The 21,717-nt window shown below is 36.1% G+C and carries 21 protein-coding genes and 1 riboswitch; of the genes, 20 read left to right on the top strand and 1 reads right to left on the bottom strand.

Annotation, left to right across the window (positions count from 1 at the left end; all coding sequences use genetic code 11):
• Positions 1 to 2: 2 nt before the first annotated feature.
• The 11 genes from GMJ66_RS05215 to GMJ66_RS05165 all read left to right on the top strand — a co-directional run bounded on the left by GMJ66_RS05215 (position 3) and on the right by GMJ66_RS05165 (position 10,903).
• Positions 3 to 533, top strand: a complete 531-nt coding sequence (locus GMJ66_RS05215) for a spore maturation protein (protein ID WP_156289272.1) — start codon at positions 3 to 5, stop codon at positions 531 to 533.
• 74 nt (positions 534 to 607) lie between these two features.
• A complete protein-coding gene (locus GMJ66_RS05210; RefSeq protein WP_156289271.1) occupies positions 608 to 1,351 on the top strand; it encodes a pseudouridine synthase in 744 nt (247 codons plus the stop codon).
• A gap of 54 nt (positions 1,352 to 1,405) precedes the next feature.
• A complete protein-coding gene (gene resA / locus GMJ66_RS05205) occupies positions 1,406 to 1,978 on the top strand; it encodes a thiol-disulfide oxidoreductase ResA (protein WP_156289270.1) in 573 nt (190 codons plus the stop codon).
• A gap of 33 nt (positions 1,979 to 2,011) precedes the next feature.
• Positions 2,012 to 3,661 carry a cytochrome c biogenesis protein ResB gene (gene resB, locus GMJ66_RS05200; RefSeq protein ID WP_156289269.1) on the top strand — a complete coding sequence of 550 codons (1,650 nt, stop codon included), beginning with the start codon at positions 2,012 to 2,014 and terminating at the stop codon, positions 3,659 to 3,661.
• 36 nt (positions 3,662 to 3,697) lie between these two features.
• Positions 3,698 to 4,885 carry a cytochrome c biogenesis protein CcsA gene (gene ccsA, locus GMJ66_RS05195; RefSeq protein WP_156289268.1) on the top strand — a complete coding sequence of 396 codons (1,188 nt, stop codon included), beginning with the start codon at positions 3,698 to 3,700 and terminating at the stop codon, positions 4,883 to 4,885.
• 364 nt (positions 4,886 to 5,249) lie between these two features.
• Entirely contained in the window at positions 5,250 to 5,966 is a 717-nt protein-coding gene (locus GMJ66_RS05190; RefSeq protein ID WP_156289267.1) for a response regulator transcription factor, read from the top strand.
• Positions 5,966 to 7,714: an ATP-binding protein gene (locus GMJ66_RS05185; RefSeq protein WP_156289266.1), complete on the top strand. Its 1,749-nt coding sequence runs from the start codon at positions 5,966 to 5,968 to the stop codon at positions 7,712 to 7,714. The genes GMJ66_RS05190 and GMJ66_RS05185 overlap by 1 nt, the downstream gene beginning before the upstream one ends.
• 62 nt (positions 7,715 to 7,776) lie before the next feature.
• A riboswitch (cobalamin riboswitch) is annotated at positions 7,777 to 7,961 on the top strand.
• A 151-nt stretch (positions 7,962 to 8,112) separates the two neighbouring features.
• Positions 8,113 to 8,541 carry a DUF4430 domain-containing protein gene (locus GMJ66_RS05180; protein ID WP_156289265.1) on the top strand — a complete coding sequence of 143 codons (429 nt, stop codon included), beginning with the start codon at positions 8,113 to 8,115 and terminating at the stop codon, positions 8,539 to 8,541.
• Positions 8,542 to 8,546: 5 nt separating this feature from the next.
• Positions 8,547 to 9,062, top strand: coding sequence for an ECF transporter S component (locus tag GMJ66_RS05175; RefSeq protein WP_156289264.1), 516 nt, complete (start codon positions 8,547 to 8,549; stop codon positions 9,060 to 9,062).
• A 111-nt stretch (positions 9,063 to 9,173) separates the two neighbouring features.
• Positions 9,174 to 9,704 carry an RNA polymerase sigma factor SigX gene (sigX, locus tag GMJ66_RS05170; RefSeq protein WP_156289263.1) on the top strand — a complete coding sequence of 177 codons (531 nt, stop codon included), beginning with the start codon at positions 9,174 to 9,176 and terminating at the stop codon, positions 9,702 to 9,704.
• Positions 9,704 to 10,903: a hypothetical protein gene (locus GMJ66_RS05165; RefSeq protein ID WP_156289262.1), complete on the top strand. Its 1,200-nt coding sequence runs from the start codon at positions 9,704 to 9,706 to the stop codon at positions 10,901 to 10,903. The genes sigX and GMJ66_RS05165 overlap by 1 nt, the downstream gene beginning before the upstream one ends.
• 702 nt (positions 10,904 to 11,605) lie before the next feature.
• Here GMJ66_RS05165 and GMJ66_RS05160 read toward each other — a convergent pair.
• Complete coding sequence (locus GMJ66_RS05160; RefSeq protein WP_156289261.1) at positions 11,606 to 11,857, bottom strand: ferredoxin; 252 nt, start codon at positions 11,855 to 11,857, stop codon at positions 11,606 to 11,608.
• Between the two features lie 120 nt (positions 11,858 to 11,977).
• Between GMJ66_RS05160 and GMJ66_RS05155 the strand changes: the two genes are divergently transcribed.
• The 9 genes from GMJ66_RS05155 to GMJ66_RS05115 all read left to right on the top strand — a co-directional run bounded on the left by GMJ66_RS05155 (position 11,978) and on the right by GMJ66_RS05115 (position 21,672).
• A complete protein-coding gene (locus GMJ66_RS05155; RefSeq protein ID WP_156289260.1) occupies positions 11,978 to 13,018 on the top strand; it encodes a helix-turn-helix domain-containing protein in 1,041 nt (346 codons plus the stop codon).
• A gap of 681 nt (positions 13,019 to 13,699) precedes the next feature.
• Complete coding sequence (locus tag GMJ66_RS05150) at positions 13,700 to 15,250, top strand: RecQ family ATP-dependent DNA helicase (RefSeq protein WP_156289259.1); 1,551 nt, start codon at positions 13,700 to 13,702, stop codon at positions 15,248 to 15,250.
• A complete protein-coding gene (locus GMJ66_RS05145; protein ID WP_156289258.1) occupies positions 15,237 to 15,803 on the top strand; it encodes a CPBP family intramembrane glutamic endopeptidase in 567 nt (188 codons plus the stop codon). Before GMJ66_RS05150 ends, GMJ66_RS05145 begins: the two co-directional genes overlap by 14 nt.
• 12 nt (positions 15,804 to 15,815) lie before the next feature.
• Entirely contained in the window at positions 15,816 to 16,118 is a 303-nt protein-coding gene (locus GMJ66_RS05140) for a hypothetical protein (RefSeq protein WP_156289257.1), read from the top strand.
• Positions 16,119 to 16,169: 51 nt separating this feature from the next.
• Positions 16,170 to 16,946, top strand: coding sequence for a metallophosphoesterase (locus GMJ66_RS05135; RefSeq protein WP_156289256.1), 777 nt, complete (start codon positions 16,170 to 16,172; stop codon positions 16,944 to 16,946).
• 89 nt (positions 16,947 to 17,035) lie between these two features.
• A complete protein-coding gene (locus GMJ66_RS05130) occupies positions 17,036 to 17,614 on the top strand; it encodes a genetic competence negative regulator (RefSeq protein ID WP_156289255.1) in 579 nt (192 codons plus the stop codon).
• 50 nt (positions 17,615 to 17,664) lie between these two features.
• Positions 17,665 to 18,594 (top strand): D-alanine--D-alanine ligase, encoded by a 930-nt coding sequence (locus tag GMJ66_RS05125; protein WP_156289254.1) that lies wholly within the window; start codon positions 17,665 to 17,667, stop codon positions 18,592 to 18,594.
• Between the two features lie 137 nt (positions 18,595 to 18,731).
• On the top strand, positions 18,732 to 20,012 hold the full coding sequence (locus tag GMJ66_RS05120) for a Glu/Leu/Phe/Val family dehydrogenase (protein ID WP_156289253.1): 1,281 nt from the start codon (positions 18,732 to 18,734) through the stop codon (positions 20,010 to 20,012).
• A 682-nt stretch (positions 20,013 to 20,694) separates the two neighbouring features.
• Positions 20,695 to 21,672 (top strand): YpdA family putative bacillithiol disulfide reductase, encoded by a 978-nt coding sequence (locus GMJ66_RS05115; protein ID WP_156289252.1) that lies wholly within the window; start codon positions 20,695 to 20,697, stop codon positions 21,670 to 21,672.
• Positions 21,673 to 21,717: the final 45 nt, after the last annotated feature.

Here is a 21,717-nt window from a genome sequence, read left to right as displayed (position 1 = left end):
TAATGGGAATAATTACCGCAATTAGCACGTGGCTGATTCCGTGTTTCTTATTGATTGTCCTGCTGACAGCCACTTGGAAAAGGATTCCTGCCTATGAATTGTTTGTGGAAGGAGGAAAGGAGGGTGTCAAAATGGCATTTTCTTTACTTCCTTTTTTAGTTGGGATGCTTGTGGCCATCTCAATCTTAAGAAGTTCGGGAGTATTGGAGGCATTCATTCATTTTATATCCCCTTTATTAACCTTTATCGGTGTTCCTCCTGATATAGTTCCGTTAGCATTAGTTAGACCGATTTCAGGTAATGCTGCATTAGGTGTTACTTCCGAGCTAATTGCAACACACGGACCTGATTCATTTATTGGTAGACTGGCATCAACCATGCAAGGAAGTACAGACACTACATTATATATATTAACCGTTTATTTTGGAGCAGTAGGGATTAAAAAAATGAGATATGCAGTGAAAGTTGGACTCTTAGCAGATTTAGTTGGTATAATTGCCTCAATCATAATTGTTACCCTTGTTTTTGGGTAATGCTAAAAAGTAGCGTTAACGTATAGTTAACGCTATTATTATTTATGAAAATATTTATAAGCATGGGTGATAAAATGACAAACAACTTGGAAAGACTGCAAAAAGTAATTGCAAAAAGTGGGGTAACTTCCAGAAGAAAAGCCGAAAAACTAATTCTTGATGGAAAAGTTAAGGTGAATGGTGAAGTTGTTACCACTCTGGGAACAAAGGTTTCCGATAATGATAAGGTAGAGGTTAACGGAGTTCCTTTAGAGAAGGAGTTACCAGTTCATTATCTTTTGTACAAACCGCGTGGTGTGATATCCAGTGTGAAGGATGAGAAAGGAAGAACGGTAGTTACAGATTTATTAGGAGAAGAAGTGGAGGAACGTGTATTTCCAATTGGAAGGTTAGATTACGATACATCAGGCATCATCCTTTTAACGAATGATGGGGATTTTGCCAATCTTCTCATGCACCCTAAACATAAGATTGATAAAGTTTATGTAGCTAAAGTGAAAGGAATCCCTGCGAAATTTGATTTATCACAGCTGAAAAAAGGAGTGAGATCAGATCATGATGTGTTAAGGGCTGTTCATTCACGAATTCTATCAGCAGATAAGAAAGCAAACACAGCGATTATAGAACTGACCCTGCACGAAGGGAAGAATAGACATGTAAGAAGGATGATGGAGGAACTGGGGTACCCGGTTTCGAAACTGAAGCGGGAAAGATATGGTTTGTTGACATTAGATGGTTTAAAGCCGGGCGAATATCGGGCACTAACACCCAAGGAAGTGAAACAAATGTATAATTTGGCTCAGCAAATTGTTGAATAATCGTCAAATTTGCCGGTGATTAACGTGATATAATGGGCTGAGGAGTGATTGGAATTGAGTTTAGAAAAAGCGAAACAATCAAAGAGAAAGAAAAAAAGAAATCGCTTAATTTTCCGGTCTGCAATTTTAGCAGTTCTCATTGGGGCAACTATATTTGCAATTGTATCCAATTCAAAAGCTGATAATTCGATATATCGTGAAGGGGATCTTGCACCGGATTTTCAGTTGCAGCAAGTCAATCATAATAATGAACTAGAGACAATTAGACTTAGTGATCTAGAAGGAAAGGGAGTTATGCTTAATTTTTGGGGGACATGGTGCAAACCATGTGAGGCTGAAATGCCTTATATGCAATCCTTATATCCGGAATATAGCGAAAAAGACGTTGAAATTGTGGCGGTAAGTTTAGATAATACGGAATTGGTAATTAGTCGTTTTATTGACAAATATGACTTAACCTTTCCTATTCCACATGATAAAACAGGGGAAATAAGGGATCTATATAAAGTTGGACCAATACCTAGTACCTTTTTTATCAACCCAGAAGGTGAAATCACGGAAGTTGTTAATGGTGCCCTTACACTAGAAAGACTCGAAGAATCTTTGCAAAAAATTATGCCGGAATAATCCGGTAATTTCAATACAACGTGGGGGTTAACGATGAAGGAAATAAAATGTGAATGCGGACACGTGAATCCATTAGGAACTGTACTTTGTGAATCCTGTGGTAAACCTATCGAAGGAAATCAGCATATTGATGGTAATGATGATGAAAAACTATTAAATATGCGTTATGATGGAACAGCACGCCGGTCAAAAACCTATAATAAATCGTGGATTGATCGGGTATGGAGCTTTTTTTCGTCTGTCAAAGTTGGGATTTGGCTGATCGTATTGGCATTAGTTGCTTCCATGATTGGTACCATATTTCCACAGGAAATGTACATACCAGCCAACGCACCAAATAGAGACCCAGCAGTTTTTTATGAGGAACAATATGGAATACCTGGACTGATTTATTTTCAATTAGGGTTTCATAATTTATATTCTTCCTGGTGGTTTATGGTACTAATTGCTTTAATAGGCATCTCTTTAGTTATTTGCAGTCTAGATAGATTCGTACCGCTCTTTAAAGCATTAAGAAATCAAAAGCCAAAAAAACATAAATCTTTTTTAAGCAGACAGCGTTTATTCAGTGAGACCGATTTCGTAACAGATCATGACATGGAAACAGTGAAGAAGCAATTGAGAAAACGCCGATATAAAATCACAGAAGAAAACGGTCATATTCTGGCAGAGAAAGGCAGATTCTCCAGATGGGGTCCATATGTCAATCATATTGGCTTAATAATTATACTACTGGCAGCTATTTTACGTTCCACTCCTTTATTTTACATGAATGAATATGTATGGGTTCGTGAAGGAGATATAGAAGTTCTTCCAGAAACTAACGGTGAGTATTATATTGAAAATAAAGATTTTATTTTAGAAACTCATGATGAGAATGATGAAAGATTTCGGGAAGCAATCACTCAAGAAGGGGTAGTTGCCAGCAACTTCCAAACTGATGTTATTGTCTATAAGGCGAACCGTCCAATTCCAGGTGCCGAGCCAGAATTGGAGCCGATTGCTGAAGATTCCATTCGAATGAATCAGCCGTTAGAATTTGATGGTTATGAATTATATCAATCTGGCTATCAATTAAATGAGTTTTCCAATATGACTTTTAAAATTCATGAAACCACAGACTCTGATGAAGAGGCTTTAGCTTCATTTACAGTAGATTTAAGAAATCCTGAATCTGAGTTTGAACTAGAAAGTGGGTTTCGAGTTGTTTTGGATCAATATTACCCGGATTATTACTTAGACGATGATGGAGAACCAGCATCGGAAACTAATTTCCCTAGAAATCCGGCATTTGTATTTCTTGTATATCCTCCGAATAGTGAGTCTGCTGAAGTTAGTTTTCTAGGTATTGGAAGGAATATCGATGCAACCGGAGAAAATGAATATAAAATAGGTATTCAGGACTTCGAAATGCATGATGTAAGTGGTTTAACTTTTAAGTATGACCGTTCCCTGCCGTTTTTCGGTATTGGTGCTGCTATCTTTATGATAGGGGTTATCCAGGGCATGTATTGGCAGCATCGGAGATTATGGATTCAGCGGAAGAAAGATGGAAGCCTGTTAATGGCTGCCCATACGAATAAAAACTGGTTTGGTTTAAAGAAAGATATTGAAATAGTGATAGAAAATACAAATGTTAACATGGTAACTGATCAGCAGGAATTAGAAGAAAAAGTGGAATAAGTTTTCACTTGTCGGTTAATCAAGGAGGATATTTTTATGGATTTATTAAATATTAGCAGTACAGCATTATATGCAGCATTTGTCCTTTACCTTATTGCTACCTTTTTCTTTGGGGCTACCATAAGAGATAAAAGAACAGACAATAAAAAAGGAATTTCAGCTAAAATTGCCATGACACTCACTGTTTTGGGGTTCCTTGCCCAACTCGTTTATTTCATTACGAGATGGATGGCAAGTGGACATGCCCCTGTAAGCAATATGTTTGAATTCCTTACTTTTCTGGGGATGGCGCTTGTTCTAGCGTTTATCATTATTTACTCGTACTATAAATTGAGCTTTTTAGGCTTATTTGCACTGCCAATTGCGATGATTATTATTGCTTATGCAAGTATGTTTCCAACCGAACTGGCACCACTTGTTCCTTCTTTGCAAAGTCACTGGCTATACATCCATGTTACGACGGTTGCACTCGGACAAGGAATACTCGGTATTAGTTTTGTAGTTGGTTTAATGTATCTAATTAAGCAAATCGACCAGACAGTAAAAAGTAAGCAACGATCCTGGTTAGAATTTGTTTTATACTTGTTATTTGTATTAATCGGATTTGTTGTCATAACGACAACATTTAATGCAGTGAACTATAATGCATCATTTGAATATCAATCCGGTACAGAAACATTAGTTACAGAGTATCACTTACCTGCAATTGCTGGACCTAATCAGGGTACATTAATTACAGAAGATATCATGGAACCTTGGTTTGAAACTCCTTCATGGTTCCAAGGAGGGGACGCAGGTCGCAAATTCAATACGGTCATATGGTCACTGATTGCTGGTTCTGTCATTTATTTAATTACTCGCTTGATTTTAAGAAAACGGATTGGTGCTGTGATTCAGCCGCTTCTAAAAAATGTAAAAGCGGATTTATTAGACGAAATAGAATATCGTTCTGTAGCAATTGGTTTTCCGGTTTTTACTTTAGGAGGCTTGATTTTTGCATCAATCTGGGCAGAAATTGCCTGGGGCAGATTTTGGGGCTGGGATCCAAAAGAAGTTTGGGCATTAATAACGTGGTTTTTCTATGCTGCATACTTGCATTTACGGCTTTCAAGGGGATGGCATGGAGAAAAATCAGCATGGCTTGCTGTGATCGGCTTCGGGATTATCATGTTCAATTTAATTGTTGTTAACCTGGTATTGGCCGGTTTACATTCTTATGCATAATAGATATTACTAGAAGAGGCGAGGTTATAGTATTTTTACCTCGTCTTTTATTTAGGCTCTTTTGAAAAATTTTTGCTATAAACATAAGAACTTGTTAGAAACTCCGAACTAACTTTAGAATGCTAAGTCAGGTTTATCGATTTACTGGTAAAAGTACAAATCTTTTACACGTTAGGAATGGATATATACTTAGCAGAAAAGTGGATTCGTCGTAGTTAAAATTAACGTCCCAACCCTAGAAAAAACGACCACATTCGTTAAATGACGATCGAATACGGGTTTTTCAAAGAAAACAGCCTTTATTTATACATTTTAATCATTTTCGTTTATAATTGCTTTAAATAGACGGTTAGGGGGGCTTCAAATGGATCAGGAAACGAAGATCTTAATTGTTGATGATGAAGAAAGAATCAGAAGGTTAATTCGTATGTATTTAGAGAAAGAAGAGTATATTATCGAAGAAGCCGATAATGGGAAAGATGCGCTGGATATGGCTTTAAACAATGATTATAATGTCATCATTCTTGATATAATGATGCCAGAAATGGATGGAATAGAAGTATGTCAGGAGTTAAGAAAAGAAAAAACAACACCAGTAATCATGCTAACAGCAAAAGGTGAAGAGGCAAACCGGGTTCAAGGCTTTGAAGTTGGTGCTGATGATTACATCGTCAAACCCTTCAGTCCCAGAGAGGCGGTATTGCGCGTGAAAGCACTGCTCAGAAGAGTTACTACATCTACTTTCAATGATCAAGACGTATCAGCAAAAAATTTACTTGTATTTCCTCACATTACGATAGATTATGATGCACATCGGGTAACAGCGGATGGACAAGAAGTAAATCTGACACCAAAAGAATATGAATTACTTTGCTTTTTAGCGAAATCACCTGATAAAGTATTTAATCGTGAACTTTTATTAAAAGAAGTATGGCAATATGAATTTTTTGGTGACTTACGCACAGTAGACACCCATGTTAAGCGTTTGAGAGAAAAGCTAAGTAAAGTATCTAAAGAGGCAGCAAAAATGATTGTAACCGTATGGGGTGTTGGTTACAAATTTGAGGTTGATGATAAGTAATGTTTTGGCGTAGTGTTGTTGGAAAACTAGCAGTAACTATTTTATTGCTAGTTTGTTTTGTACTGTTTATTCTATCCATTTTTTTATTACAGTTTTTTGAGAACTTTCATGTAGAAGAAGCTGAGGAAGTTATGATGGAAACGGCTACAAAAATATCTTACTTGGTGGAACAGCAGGAAAATCACTCATTTATACAGGAAACGGCCGATTTAGTAAAAGACCCATCCAGTCGTGTCGCTATCCTATATCCTGATGGTGATTTTTGGGTATCCAACACCAGTGATGAACATCTATCACGTCTGGAGGAAGACTGGATACGCAATGATCCGGATTTGATGGAAGTTATCAATGATAAAGAAGAAATAAACAAACAAATTGTTCTTCCTGACAGTGAGATGGAAGTTATTATTGTTGGAAAACCAATTCTTAATAATGGTGGAATATTTGTCTACCAGTCTTTGGAAGTAATTAGTCAAACAAAGGCCGACACGAGGAAAATTATTTTTTTAGCAGGAGGAGTAGCGATTATTTTAACTACTTTCTTTGCTGTGTTCTTATCTACGCGCATTACTTCCCCGCTTATTAAAATGCGTGAAGCTGCCCATGAACTAACAAGAGGAGAATTCAATACGAAGGTACCCATTTTAACGCATGATGAAATTGGTGATTTAGCCATTGAATTTAATCGTATGGGCAGACAACTAAAGTTTCATATCAATGCCTTGAGACAGGAAAAAGAACAATTTTCCAGTATTGTAACCTCCATGGCGGACGGTGTTGTGACTTTAAACAGAAATGGAGATATGATTGTTACAAACCCACCTGCTGAAAAGTTCCTGGAAAATTGGTATTTTGAAAATAACATAACGGCTTCCAATAAAAAATTACCAACAGAACTTAATATGGTGTTACAGGAAGTTATTGGCGGCGAAGAAAAAGTACTGCGAGAAATTATTATACAAGGCCGAAATTACATGATGTTAATGACACCTTTATATGATGGCTCGCATGTTAGGGGAGCCGTAGCTGTTATACGGGATATGACAGAAGAGAGAAGGTTAGATAAATTACGTAAAGATTTTATTGCGAATGTGTCACATGAATTACGAACACCAATTTCTATGCTACAGGGATATAGTGAAGCAATTGTTGATGATATAGCTGAAAGCAAGGAAGAGAAGAACGAACTTGCGAAAATCATTCACGAAGAATCATTAAGAATGGGACGTCTGGTTAATGATTTACTTGATTTAGCACGGATGGAAGCTGGTCACATTCAATTAAACAAAGAAGAGATAAAGGTACAATCTTATGTAGAGCGAATTATGAAGAAATTCCAAGGAATTGCAAATGATAATCAAATTGAATTAATTCTGGAAAAAAATATTATCGCCCCTAGCGCCGTTTTTGATCCGGACCGTGTGGAACAAGTGTTTACGAATCTCATTGACAACGCGATTCGTCATACAAATGAAAAAGGCTATGTGAAGGTTAGTATAGTTAGCAATGAACAGGAATTAAATGTATCAGTTGAAGATAATGGGAGTGGAATTCCTGAAGACGATTTGCCATTTGTGTTTGAGAGATTCTACAAAGCGGATAAATCAAGAACTAGAAACAAGGAAAAGAAAGGTACTGGTCTTGGGTTAGCCATAGCAAAGAACTTTGTTAATGCACATAGGGGTTCTATTAATGTCAAAAGCAAAATAAACCAGGGAACGACATTTACCTTCAAAATCCCACAATAAAGTAGCATTATAGTTTGATTTGTTCATGTAATATGATAATATTTTAATTGCCATTAATTGAATATAGATGCCCCGAAGATGGTGCGATGATGCTTAAAAAGGGAACCCAGTGGAATTCTGGGACTGTCCTCGCAACTGTAAGTGATATACGAAATAAGCGAAACCACTGTATGGCTTTCATATGGGAAGGGCTTAGACTAGGATAATATCACGAAGTCAGTAGACCTGCCATGTTCGACGTTTCAGGTGCTTCGAGGAAGAGCAATGGAGACATTCGGATTACATAGACTGTAGCGTTATTCGTTTGTCAAAAAAAACTGATTCGGAAATCTGAGTCAGTTTTTTTACTTTTTCTTCCAATGTTCAATCGATTAAATTTTTGAAAGGAAGTGGAAAGAATGAAAATGTGGAAAATACCATTGATGACATTGCTATTGTTAATGGGGGTTCTAGCAGGCTGTGCTTCTGAAGAAAGTGATGAAACGGAAAACAATGCCTCTACAAGCACAACGAATAGTTCTCAGACAGAAGAGGTTGCGGAGGATCATGTCCGCATTACGATTTCTGTTGATAATGGGGCTGAGTTTATCACTGAAGAAGAGATACCTATTGAAGAAGGAGATATTTTACTCGATGTAATGGAAGAACACTTTTATGTGGAACACGAAGGTGGCTTTATTACTTCTATTGAACGAGTAGAAGCCAGTGAAGAAGAGCAAACAGCATGGATGTACTTTGTGAATGATGAGATGCCTACTGTTGGAGCTGCAGAATATGAATTATCTTCAGGAGATAAGATTGTATTCGACTTGCAATCCTGGGAATGATTTAGTTGAACACATATAAATTAACCTTACTAGCATTACTTGCAACATTAGCAATCGTTGGAAGATATGTATTTCAATTTCTACCAAATATACAGCCTGTGACTGCCATCATTATTATCTGCGGCTTTTTATTGGGACCAATCGAAGCAGTAATTTTAGCATTGCTTGTAACTTTTCTTTCCAATATGTTAATGGGAATGGGAGTCTGGACCGTGTGGCAAGTAGTTGCCTGGGGGTTAATTGGCCTGATTAGTGGTTTATTGGGAAGATTTCAGCGTCATATTTCCGCTATGAAACTGGTGATTCTTGCAGTCTTTAGTGGTTATTTATATGGATTTGTCATATCGCTTACCACATATCAAATTACAGGTAAGTTTTGGCCTTATTATTTGGCTGGATTGCCTTTCGATACCAGTCATGCCATTGGTAATGCCATATTTATGGTTATCTTTTATCCGATTATTTTACATTTGGTTAAGAAGTATTCCAAGAATCGTTTCTCTATTCGAAATACCAACTAATAATTAGTTGGTATTTTTTACTATAATCATCTATAGTATTAAGTAAAATTGGATAATACATGTAACCTTTTGAAATACATAACGACAAAGGAAATGAACGGAGGATCTTTTATGAAAGCCGTTTTTGATAAATTATATGATAGTTACCATAAGGATTTATTTCAATTTATTTTTTATATGGTGAAAGATAAACCATTAACAGAAGATCTCGTTCAAGAAGTTTATATTAGAGTTTTAAATTCATATGCTTCTTTTAAAGGGGAAAGCAGTGAGAAAACGTGGCTTTTTTCTATTGCAAAACATGTTACGTATGACCACTTTCGCAAGAAGAAAAGAAAGGCACAGCGCATCCTCGATTTCTTTGACTGGAGTGAAAGAGGGGAAACCATTCCTGATCAAAATGCTTTACCTGAAGAAATAGCGATCCAAAGTGATGAAATGCAAAGAATATACAAATACTTAGATAAGTGTACGGTAGATCAAAAAAGCGTTTTACTACTCCGGTTTATCCAATCTTTTTCCATTCAGGAAACTGCAGAGGTGTTAAACTTTAGTATCAGTAAAGTTAAAACGGTCCAGCATCGTGGATTGAAAACATTACGAAAATACCTTGAAAGTGAAGAAAAAGGAGGAGAGATATAGTGAAGAAGCAGGATAGGCATGATGAATTGATTGGATTACTAAAAAACATGCCAGATATTAAAAATAAGACAGATAAAAACATCTTATATCAGCGTATCTCCTCGAATAATAACAATACTAGCGAAAACGTGGAAAAAGCAAAAAGAAAGATGAAACTATTTCCGGTATTAGGATCTGTATTGGCTGTTATTCTTATTGTTTGCATACCGTTTTTGTTTAATGGCACTTCTTTTCAGACAAGTGAAGAACAAAGCAATCAAGCTTATGATACTCAATCAACGGAAGATTCTCTAATGGAACAAGAATCTGCGGACGAATCTGAGAGCGCACAGGAATTTGAAATTGCAGAAGAGTCCGGGGAATCGAATGTTACAGAGGAGGAGAATATTTCCTTATACTCAAATGAAAGTCAATTTGTACTGGATTCAATAAATGACAATGCAAATATTGTCTATGCAGCTATTTCTGATGAACAATTTCAGTACGCTATCCCGATTACTTTTGTTGTATCTGATTCGAAAAATATGAATGATCATTATAATAATCTGGAGCAATATTTACGTGAATATAATCTGACAACTGCTGATTATTTATTGGAAGGGTTATCCTATAACATACATGATACAAATAAAGAAGTACAAATTAGTCTGCCTGATGATTTTTCTATTGAAAGTTCAGCACGTGCAGCAATGTTTGAGAAGTTACTGGAGACAATGTTTATCCCAGCTGGAATTGAGAAAGCGACTTTCCTTTCAGGCAGTGATGAAGGTGTAGAATTAGGTCCTTATGGTGAAATTGATGAAATGCAATTACATGATGACGGGAATGCGAGCTATAAACTTTATAATGATGAATTTTTAGTGCCCATTCCGCATGAAGGAGATAACGTGGAAGAGGCTATAACAGAAATGAAGAATAATCAGGAGGCATTTGATATTTTTCAGACCATTCCTAATGAGATTGATTTTTCTATAGAAACCTTTGAAGATGAACTACGGATAACGTACACAGGGCAAGCACCTTTGGCTAATGACGATCAAGCAATCATCATGATTGAAGCCATCCTTATGACTGCAAAAAGCTATGGATTTCATTTTGTAAACTTTGATAACATGCCATTGGAGCAAATTGGTAATTATAATTTTAATGAGCCCATCAAAGTACCGGAAGCAGTAAATCCTTTTGACATACATTACTAAAACACTCAGTAATAAGGGCGAATGATTTACAATAAGGAAATTTAAAAGGCTCTTTTCGCAAAGTTTGTTGCTATGAATTGATATAAAATACGAATTAGTTTAATTTGAGATAATATTACCGCTACGGAAATTCACTAAGCGCACTTTAGGACGGCTGGTGATCCTTCTCGTACTGTCTCGTCTTTAGGAGTCTCACCGAGCCACATTTCCCGCAGGACAAGGAAGGCTTTGACAGCGTTATATCGCATGCGGAAAAAGCGCTTTTCTTTTTCAAGGAGTCTCCGTGTAATTCCTTCGCTAGTTTTGTGCTTCTATATTAATATTTGATTTCTCTTAATAAATTCGGTTTAGCTAAGCTAACCACTATTAAGCTGGTTGGTTGGAGCGGAGGGCAGTCAACTCCTGCGGGAAAGCGATTGATGAGACCCCGCAGCGAGCGGTTTTTGCTCGTGAGGAGGCTCATCGCTAGCCTCAAGGTGCGTGACTGCCCGGAGCGGAAATCAACATTGCACAATACTAGTTCGAAGTTTATATAAAATACGATATAAAAATTCTCATCTAAAAAAAACAATCTTTAAAAATCAGCCCTAATAATAAGAAAAAATCCGAACTAATTCGAATTAAAAATGAAGAATTAGTTTGGATTTTTTTGGTCCCAGACTCTTTTTTATTTAGAATGTATGTCGTATAATAAAAAATATATTATTCTTCTAATTTCAATAGATTTCCATATAATGGTTTCTTGGATAATTTTATCGAATCCGTAGGACAACCTTCAAAAGCATCTAGTACGTCTTCTTCTTTCTCTTCTGGAACTGGTGTTGTGCCACTGTTATGATCTAAGATAACGTAGGATATTCCTTCGTCATCATAATCGAAGACTTCTGGTGCAGCTGCTCCACAAGCCCCACAAGCGATGCAAGTTTCTTTATCTACTATGGTATATATAGGCATTGTTTTCCTCCTAGAATTAAGAACAGCCATTGGACTAATGATACTACTATCATTGTAGAGTGATTCTCATGTTAATTCAATATTACTTCTGCAATTATATCAAGACAGAGGTGGTCTTTATTGCTATTCGAATGGATTTTACTTGACTGTTTCAAAACTATACATGCGGAGCGAACGGCTTCCAGTGTTTATCATTTATTAAAAGGAAAGCGTTCGATACAAACGGTTCAAGATGCACATATTTACAAATTGAATCAATATTATGGAATCTATAAACATCTGACAAAAGCACATTTTGAATCGAAGCTAACTGGATTGATGAAGGAAAACTTTCTAGAGGAAAGTTCCAGCCTACAATCTGGGTATTTTATCACAAGACCTGGTTACGAATGGTTTCAGAAAAATCAACCTGGTTTGTCCTTTGAAGGATTAAGGTACTATGATAAAACAGATGTGTTCCTGGAGCGTTTGTTATTACTCATTCAAACATTAACGAATAGCAAAATGAGCTTCTATTCTTTCATTCCGGTTATTGATAATTCCAAAGCTGAAAATTGGGTGAAACAAGTATATAAAAAAGTGAAGGGAAAAGAATCTCATGTACTTACAAAAATATACGAGGAATTACATATTTTATTAAGTAGTTTTTCAGAACAGGAAGCAAGTATATTTGTAGATAGGTTAACGGGATATAAAAAATATGGATTAAGTTTGTTCCAATTAGCAGAGAAGTATCAAATGACTGAAGATGATGTTTATTTCACTATTATTAGTATGACGCATCGTATATTAAAAAGTGTGGAAACGGATAAAACTGTATTTTCTGTATTACCCATATTTATAAAAGATAAAAACGCAGTCAATCAACTTACGAAGTCAGCTAATGAAACATACCAATACTTAATAAATGGTTATTCAATAAGCCAGATTACAAGTATAAGAAATCTTAAAGAAAATACGATATTTGATCACATTGTGGAAATCGCATTGTATACCGATAACTTTCCAATTAGAGATTATGTAAATCAAGAGGAACAAAACGAAATCATAGAAGCAATTGAAAAAGCAGAATCATATCGGTTAAAAGATATAAAAAAACTGGTTGCTGATCATATTAGTTATTTTCAAATTCGGCTGGTAATTGCAACGGTAAATAAATAAAGACTGTTTTCTAAATGTTGTTTGTTGCACTAAATAATAAACTGAGAACTAATGAAGGTTCTTAGAGTGGCTCTCGCTAGTTCTAATGATGATACGTGCATGTATTCGCTCCGGTAGAATACTTACGGTTCGTGGGCACGACCTAAAGCCTCATCAAGGAAAACCGGTGCTGCTAAGGTCGACACGTGCTTTTCCCACAGGTTTACTTATTCTGTCTAAGCTAGTGCTGGTTTTCTGATTCATGTATAGCTATAACCTATAATAGTGGCGTATGATAAGTTTCTTTTTTACTGAAGAGATAATACTCTAGAGAAATAAACTGTTCTTTGATCCAATTAAACACCGATTAGCAGCACTTATTAAGAAAGTTGAATAGCATTAACCAAGGGAGGAAAAACATAGAGACTCCTTGAAATAGAAAACCGCTTTTTCTGCGTGCGATGTAACCTTACCGAAGTCTTCCTTGTCCTGTAGGAAAAGAGGCCTCGGTAAGACCCCCTAAAGACGAGACAGCACGAGGAGGCTCACCAGCCGCCCTAAGGTGCGCGTAGTGTATTTCCGTAGCGGTAGATTACGCTCCAACATCATCTTAAGTTAGTTCGTACTTTACATAACTTTAGAAATTGCGAGCGTTAAAAAGACACGAAACTTAGAGTCTAAATAAAAAATAAGGTGGTTAACATGAATCAGGAATTTACATTGGAACAAGAATTAAAAAAGTATTTTCATTTTTCCTCTTTTCGAAAGGGTCAAAAAGAAATTATTCAAGACGTTCTTGAAGGAAAGGATGTACTCGGTATTTTGCCAACAGGTTCAGGGAAATCCATTTGCTACCAGCTTCCTGCCATTTTACTCGAAGGATTAACTATTGTTGTCTCACCTTTAATTTCTTTAATGCTTGATCAAGTAAAGCAGCTAAAAGCCAGCCACTTTAAAAACGTTGTTGCTTTAAACAGTTTTATGAACCCACAAGAAAGAAAAGACATATTGAGAAATTTACATATGTTTAAGCTTTTGTTCATTTCCCCGGAATTGCTGCAGCAAAATGAGATGATTAGGGTGATACAACGGATAAAGGTTAGTCTATTTGTAATTGATGAAGCGCACTGTATTTCGCAGTGGGGGCATGAATTTCGCCCGGATTATTTAAAGCTTGACACCATTATTTCTAAATTGGGCAACCCCACTACTCTAGCATTAAGTGCAACAGCTACACCTGCTGTACAGGAGGATATTGTCTCCTCCTTAAACAAACCAAATATGGTTAAACATATCTATCCTGTAGATAAACCCAATATTGCCTATTGTATCGAGAAGCTGGTAAATGACCAAGAAAAAAATGAACGGCTTATTCAGATTCTATCAAACTATCGTGTTCCAGTACTTATATATTTTTCCAGTCGAAATATGACAGAGAAAATAGCTAAACTACTGTCTAATAAACTGAGTGGATTACGAATTGCTTTTTATCATGCGGGTATGGAAGCCATGGACCGAATAACGATTCAGCAGCAGTTTATGAATGATCAATTGGATGTAATATGTTGTACGAGTGCATTTGGTATGGGGATTAATAAGAGTAACATTCGGCTTATCGTGCATTATCACTTTCCATTGCAGATGGAATCGTTTATCCAGGAAGTAGGAAGAGCAGGTAGAGATGGGAAATCCAGCGTCAGTCTTCTGCTGTTTACCAAAAATGATATCGTCATGCCGCATAATATGATACAGAATGAGCTTCCTGATGAGAAACGATTATCCAACGTATATGACTATTTATATCACCTTTCTCAACAAAAGCAAGATATGCCTGAAGATGATGTGCAAATACAAAATAGTCTTGAATTAAGTGAGATACAGTGGAGGTTTTTGCGTTATCAATTAGAAAAACATGGTATTATTAAAGATAATAAAATAATGACATATAATGAAAATTGGAAATATATTTTTCAGACCATATTCCATGTAATAAAAAGCCGTGTTAAACTGAAGGAAAGTAAACTTACTGAAATATTAAAATGGATACACGAAGAAAAATGTTTAAGAGAAACGCTGTATAAAAGTTTTCAGCCCAGTAGCACCGAAGCTTTATATCAGTGCTGTAGTAACTGTGGTTTTTCATGGGTAGACTGGGAGCCGAAACAAAAATTAAAAGAAAATAATATGGAACTGGACTGGGCTACGCAGTTAAGGAATTTACTCCTCATAGGTGAACAAAATGAAGCAAAGTGAGATAATTAAACAACTATCTGATGAAGAACTCAAAAAGCAGTTATTTTTATCACAAGGTATTTTACTATTTATCGCTGCCTTATTAAGTATCGTTTTTTTTGAGAATGTTAGCGACTGGTTGTTATATGTTAATTGGGGTATACAGGAAATCTTTTATTTTGGTGTTATTCCAGGATTATTCATTGTTTTTTTGGATATTTTGCTGATGAAAGTATTTCCGAAAAAAATGTATGATGATGGTGGAATAAACCGGCGAATATTTGAAAATCAATCGATTGGTTTTATTTTTATATTAGCGTTTTTTGTCGCAGTTTCCGAAGAATTATTATTTAGAGGTGTTCTTCAAACTTCATTTGGCTACTTTGCTGCCAGCCTTATTTTCGCGCTCGTGCATTTTCGGTATTTATCAAAGCCATTACTTTTTATTTCTATAGTTGCCGTAAGTTTCTTCATAGGCTATCTGTTTGAATGGACAGGGAATTTACTTGTTACCATCTCCGCCCATTTTACAGTTGATTTTTTGCTTGGACTAATCATTCGCTTTAAATCGTGAGGTGTAAATATCATGAATCCGAAATTGGAAGACGATCAAGCAAACGAATTAAGAAGCATATTTAATGAAATAATAGAAGATAAACAGGAACAAATACAACAAGAGAAGGCTGAGCCAGAAGAAAAGGATGTCGACATACTTAATTTACCTCCTAGAAGAGAAGTACATACAAGTAATAGTCGAACACATATTAAAATGGACAAGCCTTTAATCCGCTTTTTAATTGTCATTTTTTTACTAACTGCAATAATCATCGGGGCATACTACAACTGGGGAGATAGTTTATTTAATTTGTTCAATCAAACCAATGAATAGTCTTCGAACAGGTGACATAGAATTTATACTTCTAAGGAGAATTATGTTAAGTTGAAAAAATACATTTTGCTATTTACTTTTGCTTTTCCAATCTTATTATTTTACATGATTTATAGAGCACATCATGATAAAATAGACTATCGTATCATTGTTGATCATAAACTGCCTAAAGATTTCGATGGCTATCGAATATTTTATATATCCGATATTCACCGCAGGCATATTGAAAAGTCTACTATTCAATCTGTAACTATGAACATAGATGCCGTTGTCATTGGTGGTGACTTAACGGAAAAGTATGTACCACTAAAACGAACCAAACGAAATATTGAAATCTTAAAGAAATGGGGTGCACCAATATACTTCGTTTGGGGGAATAATGATTACGAAACAAATACGGCAAGATTCTCCGCTTTGCTTGAAAAAGAAAATGTAAAAATATTAGCAAACTCGAGCGAAAATGTAAAAAGGAATCATGCTGTTTTAAGTTTTTTGGGACTTGATTGCACTACATATAAAGAAGCAAGAGTAGATTTGGCATTAAAAGAAGCTACTGGGGATTATTATATTTTACTGACACATATACCATCCTCTTTTTATGAACTGGACAAAAATGACCAGGAAAAAATGAATATCGTTCTGGCGGGACACACGCATGGCGGACAGATTCGTGTTTTTGGAGTGGGGCCGTACGAGAAAGGGTCCTTTAAGAAATATAAAAATACATCTATCCTTGTAAGTGAAGGGTACGGTTATACACTTTTGCCGTTTCGCTTTGGTACAAGTGCAGAGTGTCATGTGCTAACGCTTCACCAAAAGCGTGCTTAAGAAATGAAAAAGTTCAATAATTATATGGTCAGCATATAATGAAGTAAAAGATTCCCCTCGATAAAATGCGTTTAAAGGAGGATACTAGTATGCGCGTTGAACGTTTGTCTGATAATCAATTTTCAATCTTTTTACCTTTTGATGATTTAGTGGAACGGGGTTTTACTATGAAAGAATTATGGAATGATGTATCAAGTGTCCGGAATTTATTTAGTGATATGATGTACGAGGCAAGTTCAGAACTTGGTTTTGAAATAGAAGGAATGCTGCTTGTTCAGGTTCATTTAATGCAGGCACAAGGAATGCACGTCACCGTTACACAAAACTCTGAAGAAATGATCTGGGATGACGATTTTATCGAGATGAAGGTAACCTTGGATGAGAGTCAGGAGGTCATTTTTTCATTTGCAGAATTTGAACATATTATTCAAGTTTCGTCTTATTTATCGTCGGTGTCTATAAATGGTGGTCAAGTATATTATTTTGATAACCGTTATTATATGTTATTTACGGAAGAAGATATTGCAATGCAATCAAGAGAGGATGTAATTGCGATTCTTTCCGAGTATGCATATCCAAGTATTATAACGTCCTATAGGTTAAATGAATATGGTAAAGCAATATATAATCATAATGCTGTTCGCCAAATTATTGACGTATTTTATTGATTACGAAAGAAAGAAAGTGGGTATTTAAGTAGAGGAGTGGAGTACTTATAATGAAGATTGCTGTTCTTTACGGAGGAACTTCCGGTGAAAGGGAAGTATCTCTTTCTTCTGGAAAAGGAATTATAAATGCTTTAAAACAGAAAGGTCATGAAGTAATTGGAATTGATTTTCATCCTGAACGTTTAGATGAAATTATAGGGCTAAATGTTGACCTGGTATTTATCGGTCTGCATGGGAAATATGGGGAAGATGGAAAAATTCAAGGTTTATTGGATATGTTAAACATTCCTTATGTCGGCTCCGGAGTATTGGCTTCGGCATTGGCAATGGATAAAGCAAAAGCAAAACAAATATTTGAGATGAATCATATTCCTGTTGCTAAGAGTAAAACATATAAACTGTTAGATAATATAAATAGCCAGCAGATAGCAGACGCCATTAAAAAAGATTTTCAAACTCCATTTGTGATTAAGCCTAATCAAGAAGGATCCACATTAGGGTTATCTATTATAGAAGATGTGAAACAGATAAGCGATGCAGTAACAACCGCTTTACAAAGTGATGATACGATACTAGCTGAAGATTTCATTAAAGGGAAAGAGCTTACCGTTCCCGTATTGGGTTTAACTGGAAAGGAGAAAGCACTCCCTGTTATTGAAATTATTCCTAAAAATGCGTTATATGATTATGAATCTAAATATGCTCCTGGTGGAAGTGAACATGTTGTTCCGGCAAAGATTAACGGTAAATTAGCGAAGCAAATACAAGAATATGCCGTTCTTGCACATCAGGCTCTTGGGTGTGAAATTTATTCCAGAGTGGATTTTATCCTTTCTGAAGAAAATGTACCTGTTATACTAGAAGTAAATACGCTGCCTGGTATGACACCTACAAGCCTTTTTCCGGATTCAGCGAAAGCGGTGGGCATTTCTTACAATGACATGATAGAGGAGTTTGTTAACTTGTCCGTTAAGAAGTAGGAGGAAATTTGTATGAAGAAGGGAAACGTTCTATTATTCATTAGTTTTACTTAATTGCATATTTGCAATGAATGTGTATACTAATCACTGAATAGAACGTTTACAAAACTTTTATGCATAATCTAGGAGGTAAATTCATGGTAGCCGAACAAGCAGCAAATTCTGCCAATATAAATCAAGAAAATATGGATGTTTTAGTTTCAACACGTGCTGTTATTAAAACTGCATTGGAAAAATTAGGTTACCCGGAAGAGGTTTATGATCTGTTAAGAGACCCGATGAGAATGATGACGGTCCGAATACCAGTTAGAATGGATGATGGATCTATAAAAGTTTTTACTGGTTATCGTGCTCAGCATAATGATGCTGTCGGACCAACTAAGGGCGGAATCAGATTTCATCCAAAAGTAACAGAAAATGAAATTAAAGCACTGTCTATATGGATGAGTTTGAAAGCGGGAATTGTCGATCTTCCTTATGGTGGGGCTAAAGGTGGTATCGTATGTGATCCAAGAGAAATGTCTTTCCGTGAATTAGAAGGACTTAGTCGTGGTTATGTACGTGCAATTAGTCAAATCGTAGGGCCAACAAAGGATATTCCAGCACCAGATGTATTTACAAATTCGCAAATTATGGCATGGATGATGGATGAATATAGCCGAATTGACGAATTTAATAATCCTGGATTTATTACTGGAAAACCAATTGTTCTTGGCGGTTCTCACGGCAGAGAGACTGCAACTGCAAAAGGTGTCACGATTGCCTTAAATGAAGCAGCAAATAAAAAAGGCCTTGATGTCAAAGATGCCAGAGTTATTGTACAGGGCTTTGGAAATGCGGGGAGTTATTTATCCAAATTTTTACATGAAGCTGGAGCTAAGGTGGTAGGTATTTCCGATGCCTATGGCGCGCTATATGATTCAGATGGTTTGGATATCGATTATTTACTGGATAGAAGAGATAGTTTTGGAACAGTAACAAAGCTCTTTAATAAAACCATCACAAATAAAGAACTACTGGAACAAGAATGCGATATTCTCGTTCCTGCTGCAGTTGAAAATCAAATTACGAAAGATAATGCTCATAAAATCAAAGCAAACATTGTAGTTGAAGCTGCAAATGGACCGACTACGATGGAAGCGACGAAAATCCTAAGTGATCGTGGGATATTACTAGTTCCGGATGTTTTAGCCTCTGCTGGAGGGGTAACCGTATCTTACTTTGAATGGGTTCAGAATAACCAAGGATATTATTGGTCTGAAGAAGAAATAGACCAAAAACTTAACGAAATAATGGTTAAAGCATTTAATACAATTTATAATACAGCAGAAACCCGAAGAGTTGATATGCGCCTTGCAGCCTATATGGTTGGTGTAAGAAAAATGGCTGAAGCCTCACGCTTTCGAGGGTGGGTCTAAACAGAAAAAAAGACGAAAAAACTCTTATCGTTTATAATTATGATAGGAGTTTTTTGTTTGGCTATTTTCTAATTAATAAATTCTTTCTGACACATAATATATAAACTTCGAACTAATGATAATTCCTATCGTGATGCTCTCATTTGTTCAAATGATGGTAGCGTGCTTGCATTCGCTCCGGCAGAATTCTTACGGTTCGTGGGCATGACCTAAAGCCTCCTCGGGGAAAACCGGTGCGCCTCTAGTCTTCTAGTAACGCTTCGAAGTTGATTTCCTTGGCGTAAGGGAACAAAGAAGATTACTCAAGAAGTACCCTCGCTGCTCAGGTCTGGAACGTGCTATTCCCACCAGACAAGGACGTAAACTGCAGCTCTACATCGCACGAAGAAAATCGGTTTGTATTTTCGAGGAGGCTACGTATTCTGCCTACGTAATTTCTTGTTTTCTGATTTATGTATAGATATAACCTATAAAAGGAAAGTTTTAAAAACTTCTTTTCACCTGAGGAGGCTCACAAGCCGCCCTAAGGTGATCGTAGTGTGTTTCCGTAGCGGTAAGTTATGCTCCAACATCATTTAAAGTTAGTTCGAAGTTATATCAATAGTGACGATTAAAATGCCCGAAAGCTTACGAAAATAGCCATTTATTTTATTTAATTACATAATTAAAGGAAGTGAATACATTGCAAAATGAGGAGATAATTATAATAGGTGGTGGGCCTTGTGGAATGTCCTGTGCCATAGAGTTGCAGAAAGCTGGATATTCTCCACTTATTATTGAAAAAGAAAATATCGTAAATACGATATATCGTTTTCCAACCCATCAAACTTTTTTTAGTTCTAGTGACAAGCTGGAAATCGGAAATGTACCATTTATAACAGAAAACAAGAAACCTGTAAGAAATCAGGCACTGGCGTATTATCGAGAGGTTGCTTCAAGAAAAAATCTCAGAATACATTCGTTTGAAACAGTTTTAGATGTTAAACGTTTGGATGAAGGAAATTTTGAACTGATCACAAGAAAAAATAATGAGGAACATAACACGTATGTCTGCAAAAAAGTAATTGTTGCGACAGGATATTATGACCAGCCGAATTATATAGATGTTCCTGGAGAAAAATTATCTAAGGTTATGCATTATTTTAAAGAAGCACATCCCTACTACGATAAAGATGTTGTGGTAATTGGAGGAAAGAATTCGGCGGTAGATGCAACTTTAGAGCTGCATAAAGCGGGTGCAAGAGTAACCGTACTATATCGTGGAGAAGAATATTCGAAAAGTATTAAACCATGGATTTTGCCAGAATTTGAATCGCTTATTCGAAATGGCCATGTCAACATGGTTTTTAATTCGCATGTGACCAAAATAACGGAAGGTACGGTTTCTTATACCGTGAATAATCAAGTATCCACCATAAAAAATGACTTCGTATTCGCGATGACCGGATACCGTCCTAATATAGCCTTTCTTGAAAACATAGGCGTTCACGTTGATAAAACGAGTGGGAAACCTGAATATAATGAATCTACTTATGAGACCAATGTCCCAGGACTATTTATTGCAGGTGTTGTAGTTAGCGGATTTAATAATAATGCCATATTTATTGAAAATGGCCGTTTTCATGGAGAAGCAATAACGAAAGCCATACTGAACAATTAAAATATCACATTCGCTCTTCGTGTGTTTTTCTTTTCGCTGTCATTT

Source organism: Oceanobacillus salinisoli (assembly GCF_009733865.1).
GTDB classification, from domain to species: domain Bacteria; phylum Bacillota; class Bacilli; order Bacillales; family Amphibacillaceae; genus Oceanobacillus; species Oceanobacillus salinisoli.
The sequence above is the reverse complement of the archived record's forward strand: the minus strand, read 5'-3'. Positions and strand labels throughout refer to the sequence as shown.

Excerpts from the sequence above, each read along its gene's own strand:
- GMJ66_RS05215 (WP_156289272.1), top strand. The coding sequence starts at position 3 with ATGGGAATAATTACCGCAATTAGCACGTGGCTGATTCCGTGTTTCTTA.
- GMJ66_RS05160 (WP_156289261.1), bottom strand. The coding sequence starts at position 11,857 with ATGCCTATATATACCATAGTAGATAAAGAAACTTGCATCGCTTGTGGG.
- GMJ66_RS05140 (WP_156289257.1), top strand. The coding sequence starts at position 15,816 with ATGAATCCGAAATTGGAAGACGATCAAGCAAACGAATTAAGAAGCATA.
- sigX (WP_156289263.1), top strand. The coding sequence starts at position 9,174 with ATGAAAGCCGTTTTTGATAAATTATATGATAGTTACCATAAGGATTTA.
- GMJ66_RS05130 (WP_156289255.1), top strand. The coding sequence starts at position 17,036 with ATGCGCGTTGAACGTTTGTCTGATAATCAATTTTCAATCTTTTTACCT.
- resB (WP_156289269.1), top strand. The coding sequence starts at position 2,012 with ATGAAGGAAATAAAATGTGAATGCGGACACGTGAATCCATTAGGAACT.
- GMJ66_RS05185 (WP_156289266.1), top strand. The coding sequence starts at position 5,966 with ATGTTTTGGCGTAGTGTTGTTGGAAAACTAGCAGTAACTATTTTATTG.
- ccsA (WP_156289268.1), top strand. The coding sequence starts at position 3,698 with ATGGATTTATTAAATATTAGCAGTACAGCATTATATGCAGCATTTGTC.
- GMJ66_RS05150 (WP_156289259.1), top strand. The coding sequence starts at position 13,700 with ATGAATCAGGAATTTACATTGGAACAAGAATTAAAAAAGTATTTTCAT.
- GMJ66_RS05145 (WP_156289258.1), top strand. The coding sequence starts at position 15,237 with ATGAAGCAAAGTGAGATAATTAAACAACTATCTGATGAAGAACTCAAA.
- GMJ66_RS05180 (WP_156289265.1), top strand. The coding sequence starts at position 8,113 with ATGAAAATGTGGAAAATACCATTGATGACATTGCTATTGTTAATGGGG.
- GMJ66_RS05190 (WP_156289267.1), top strand. The coding sequence starts at position 5,250 with ATGGATCAGGAAACGAAGATCTTAATTGTTGATGATGAAGAAAGAATC.
- GMJ66_RS05210 (WP_156289271.1), top strand. The coding sequence starts at position 608 with ATGACAAACAACTTGGAAAGACTGCAAAAAGTAATTGCAAAAAGTGGG.
- GMJ66_RS05125 (WP_156289254.1), top strand. The coding sequence starts at position 17,665 with ATGAAGATTGCTGTTCTTTACGGAGGAACTTCCGGTGAAAGGGAAGTA.
- GMJ66_RS05120 (WP_156289253.1), top strand. The coding sequence starts at position 18,732 with ATGGTAGCCGAACAAGCAGCAAATTCTGCCAATATAAATCAAGAAAAT.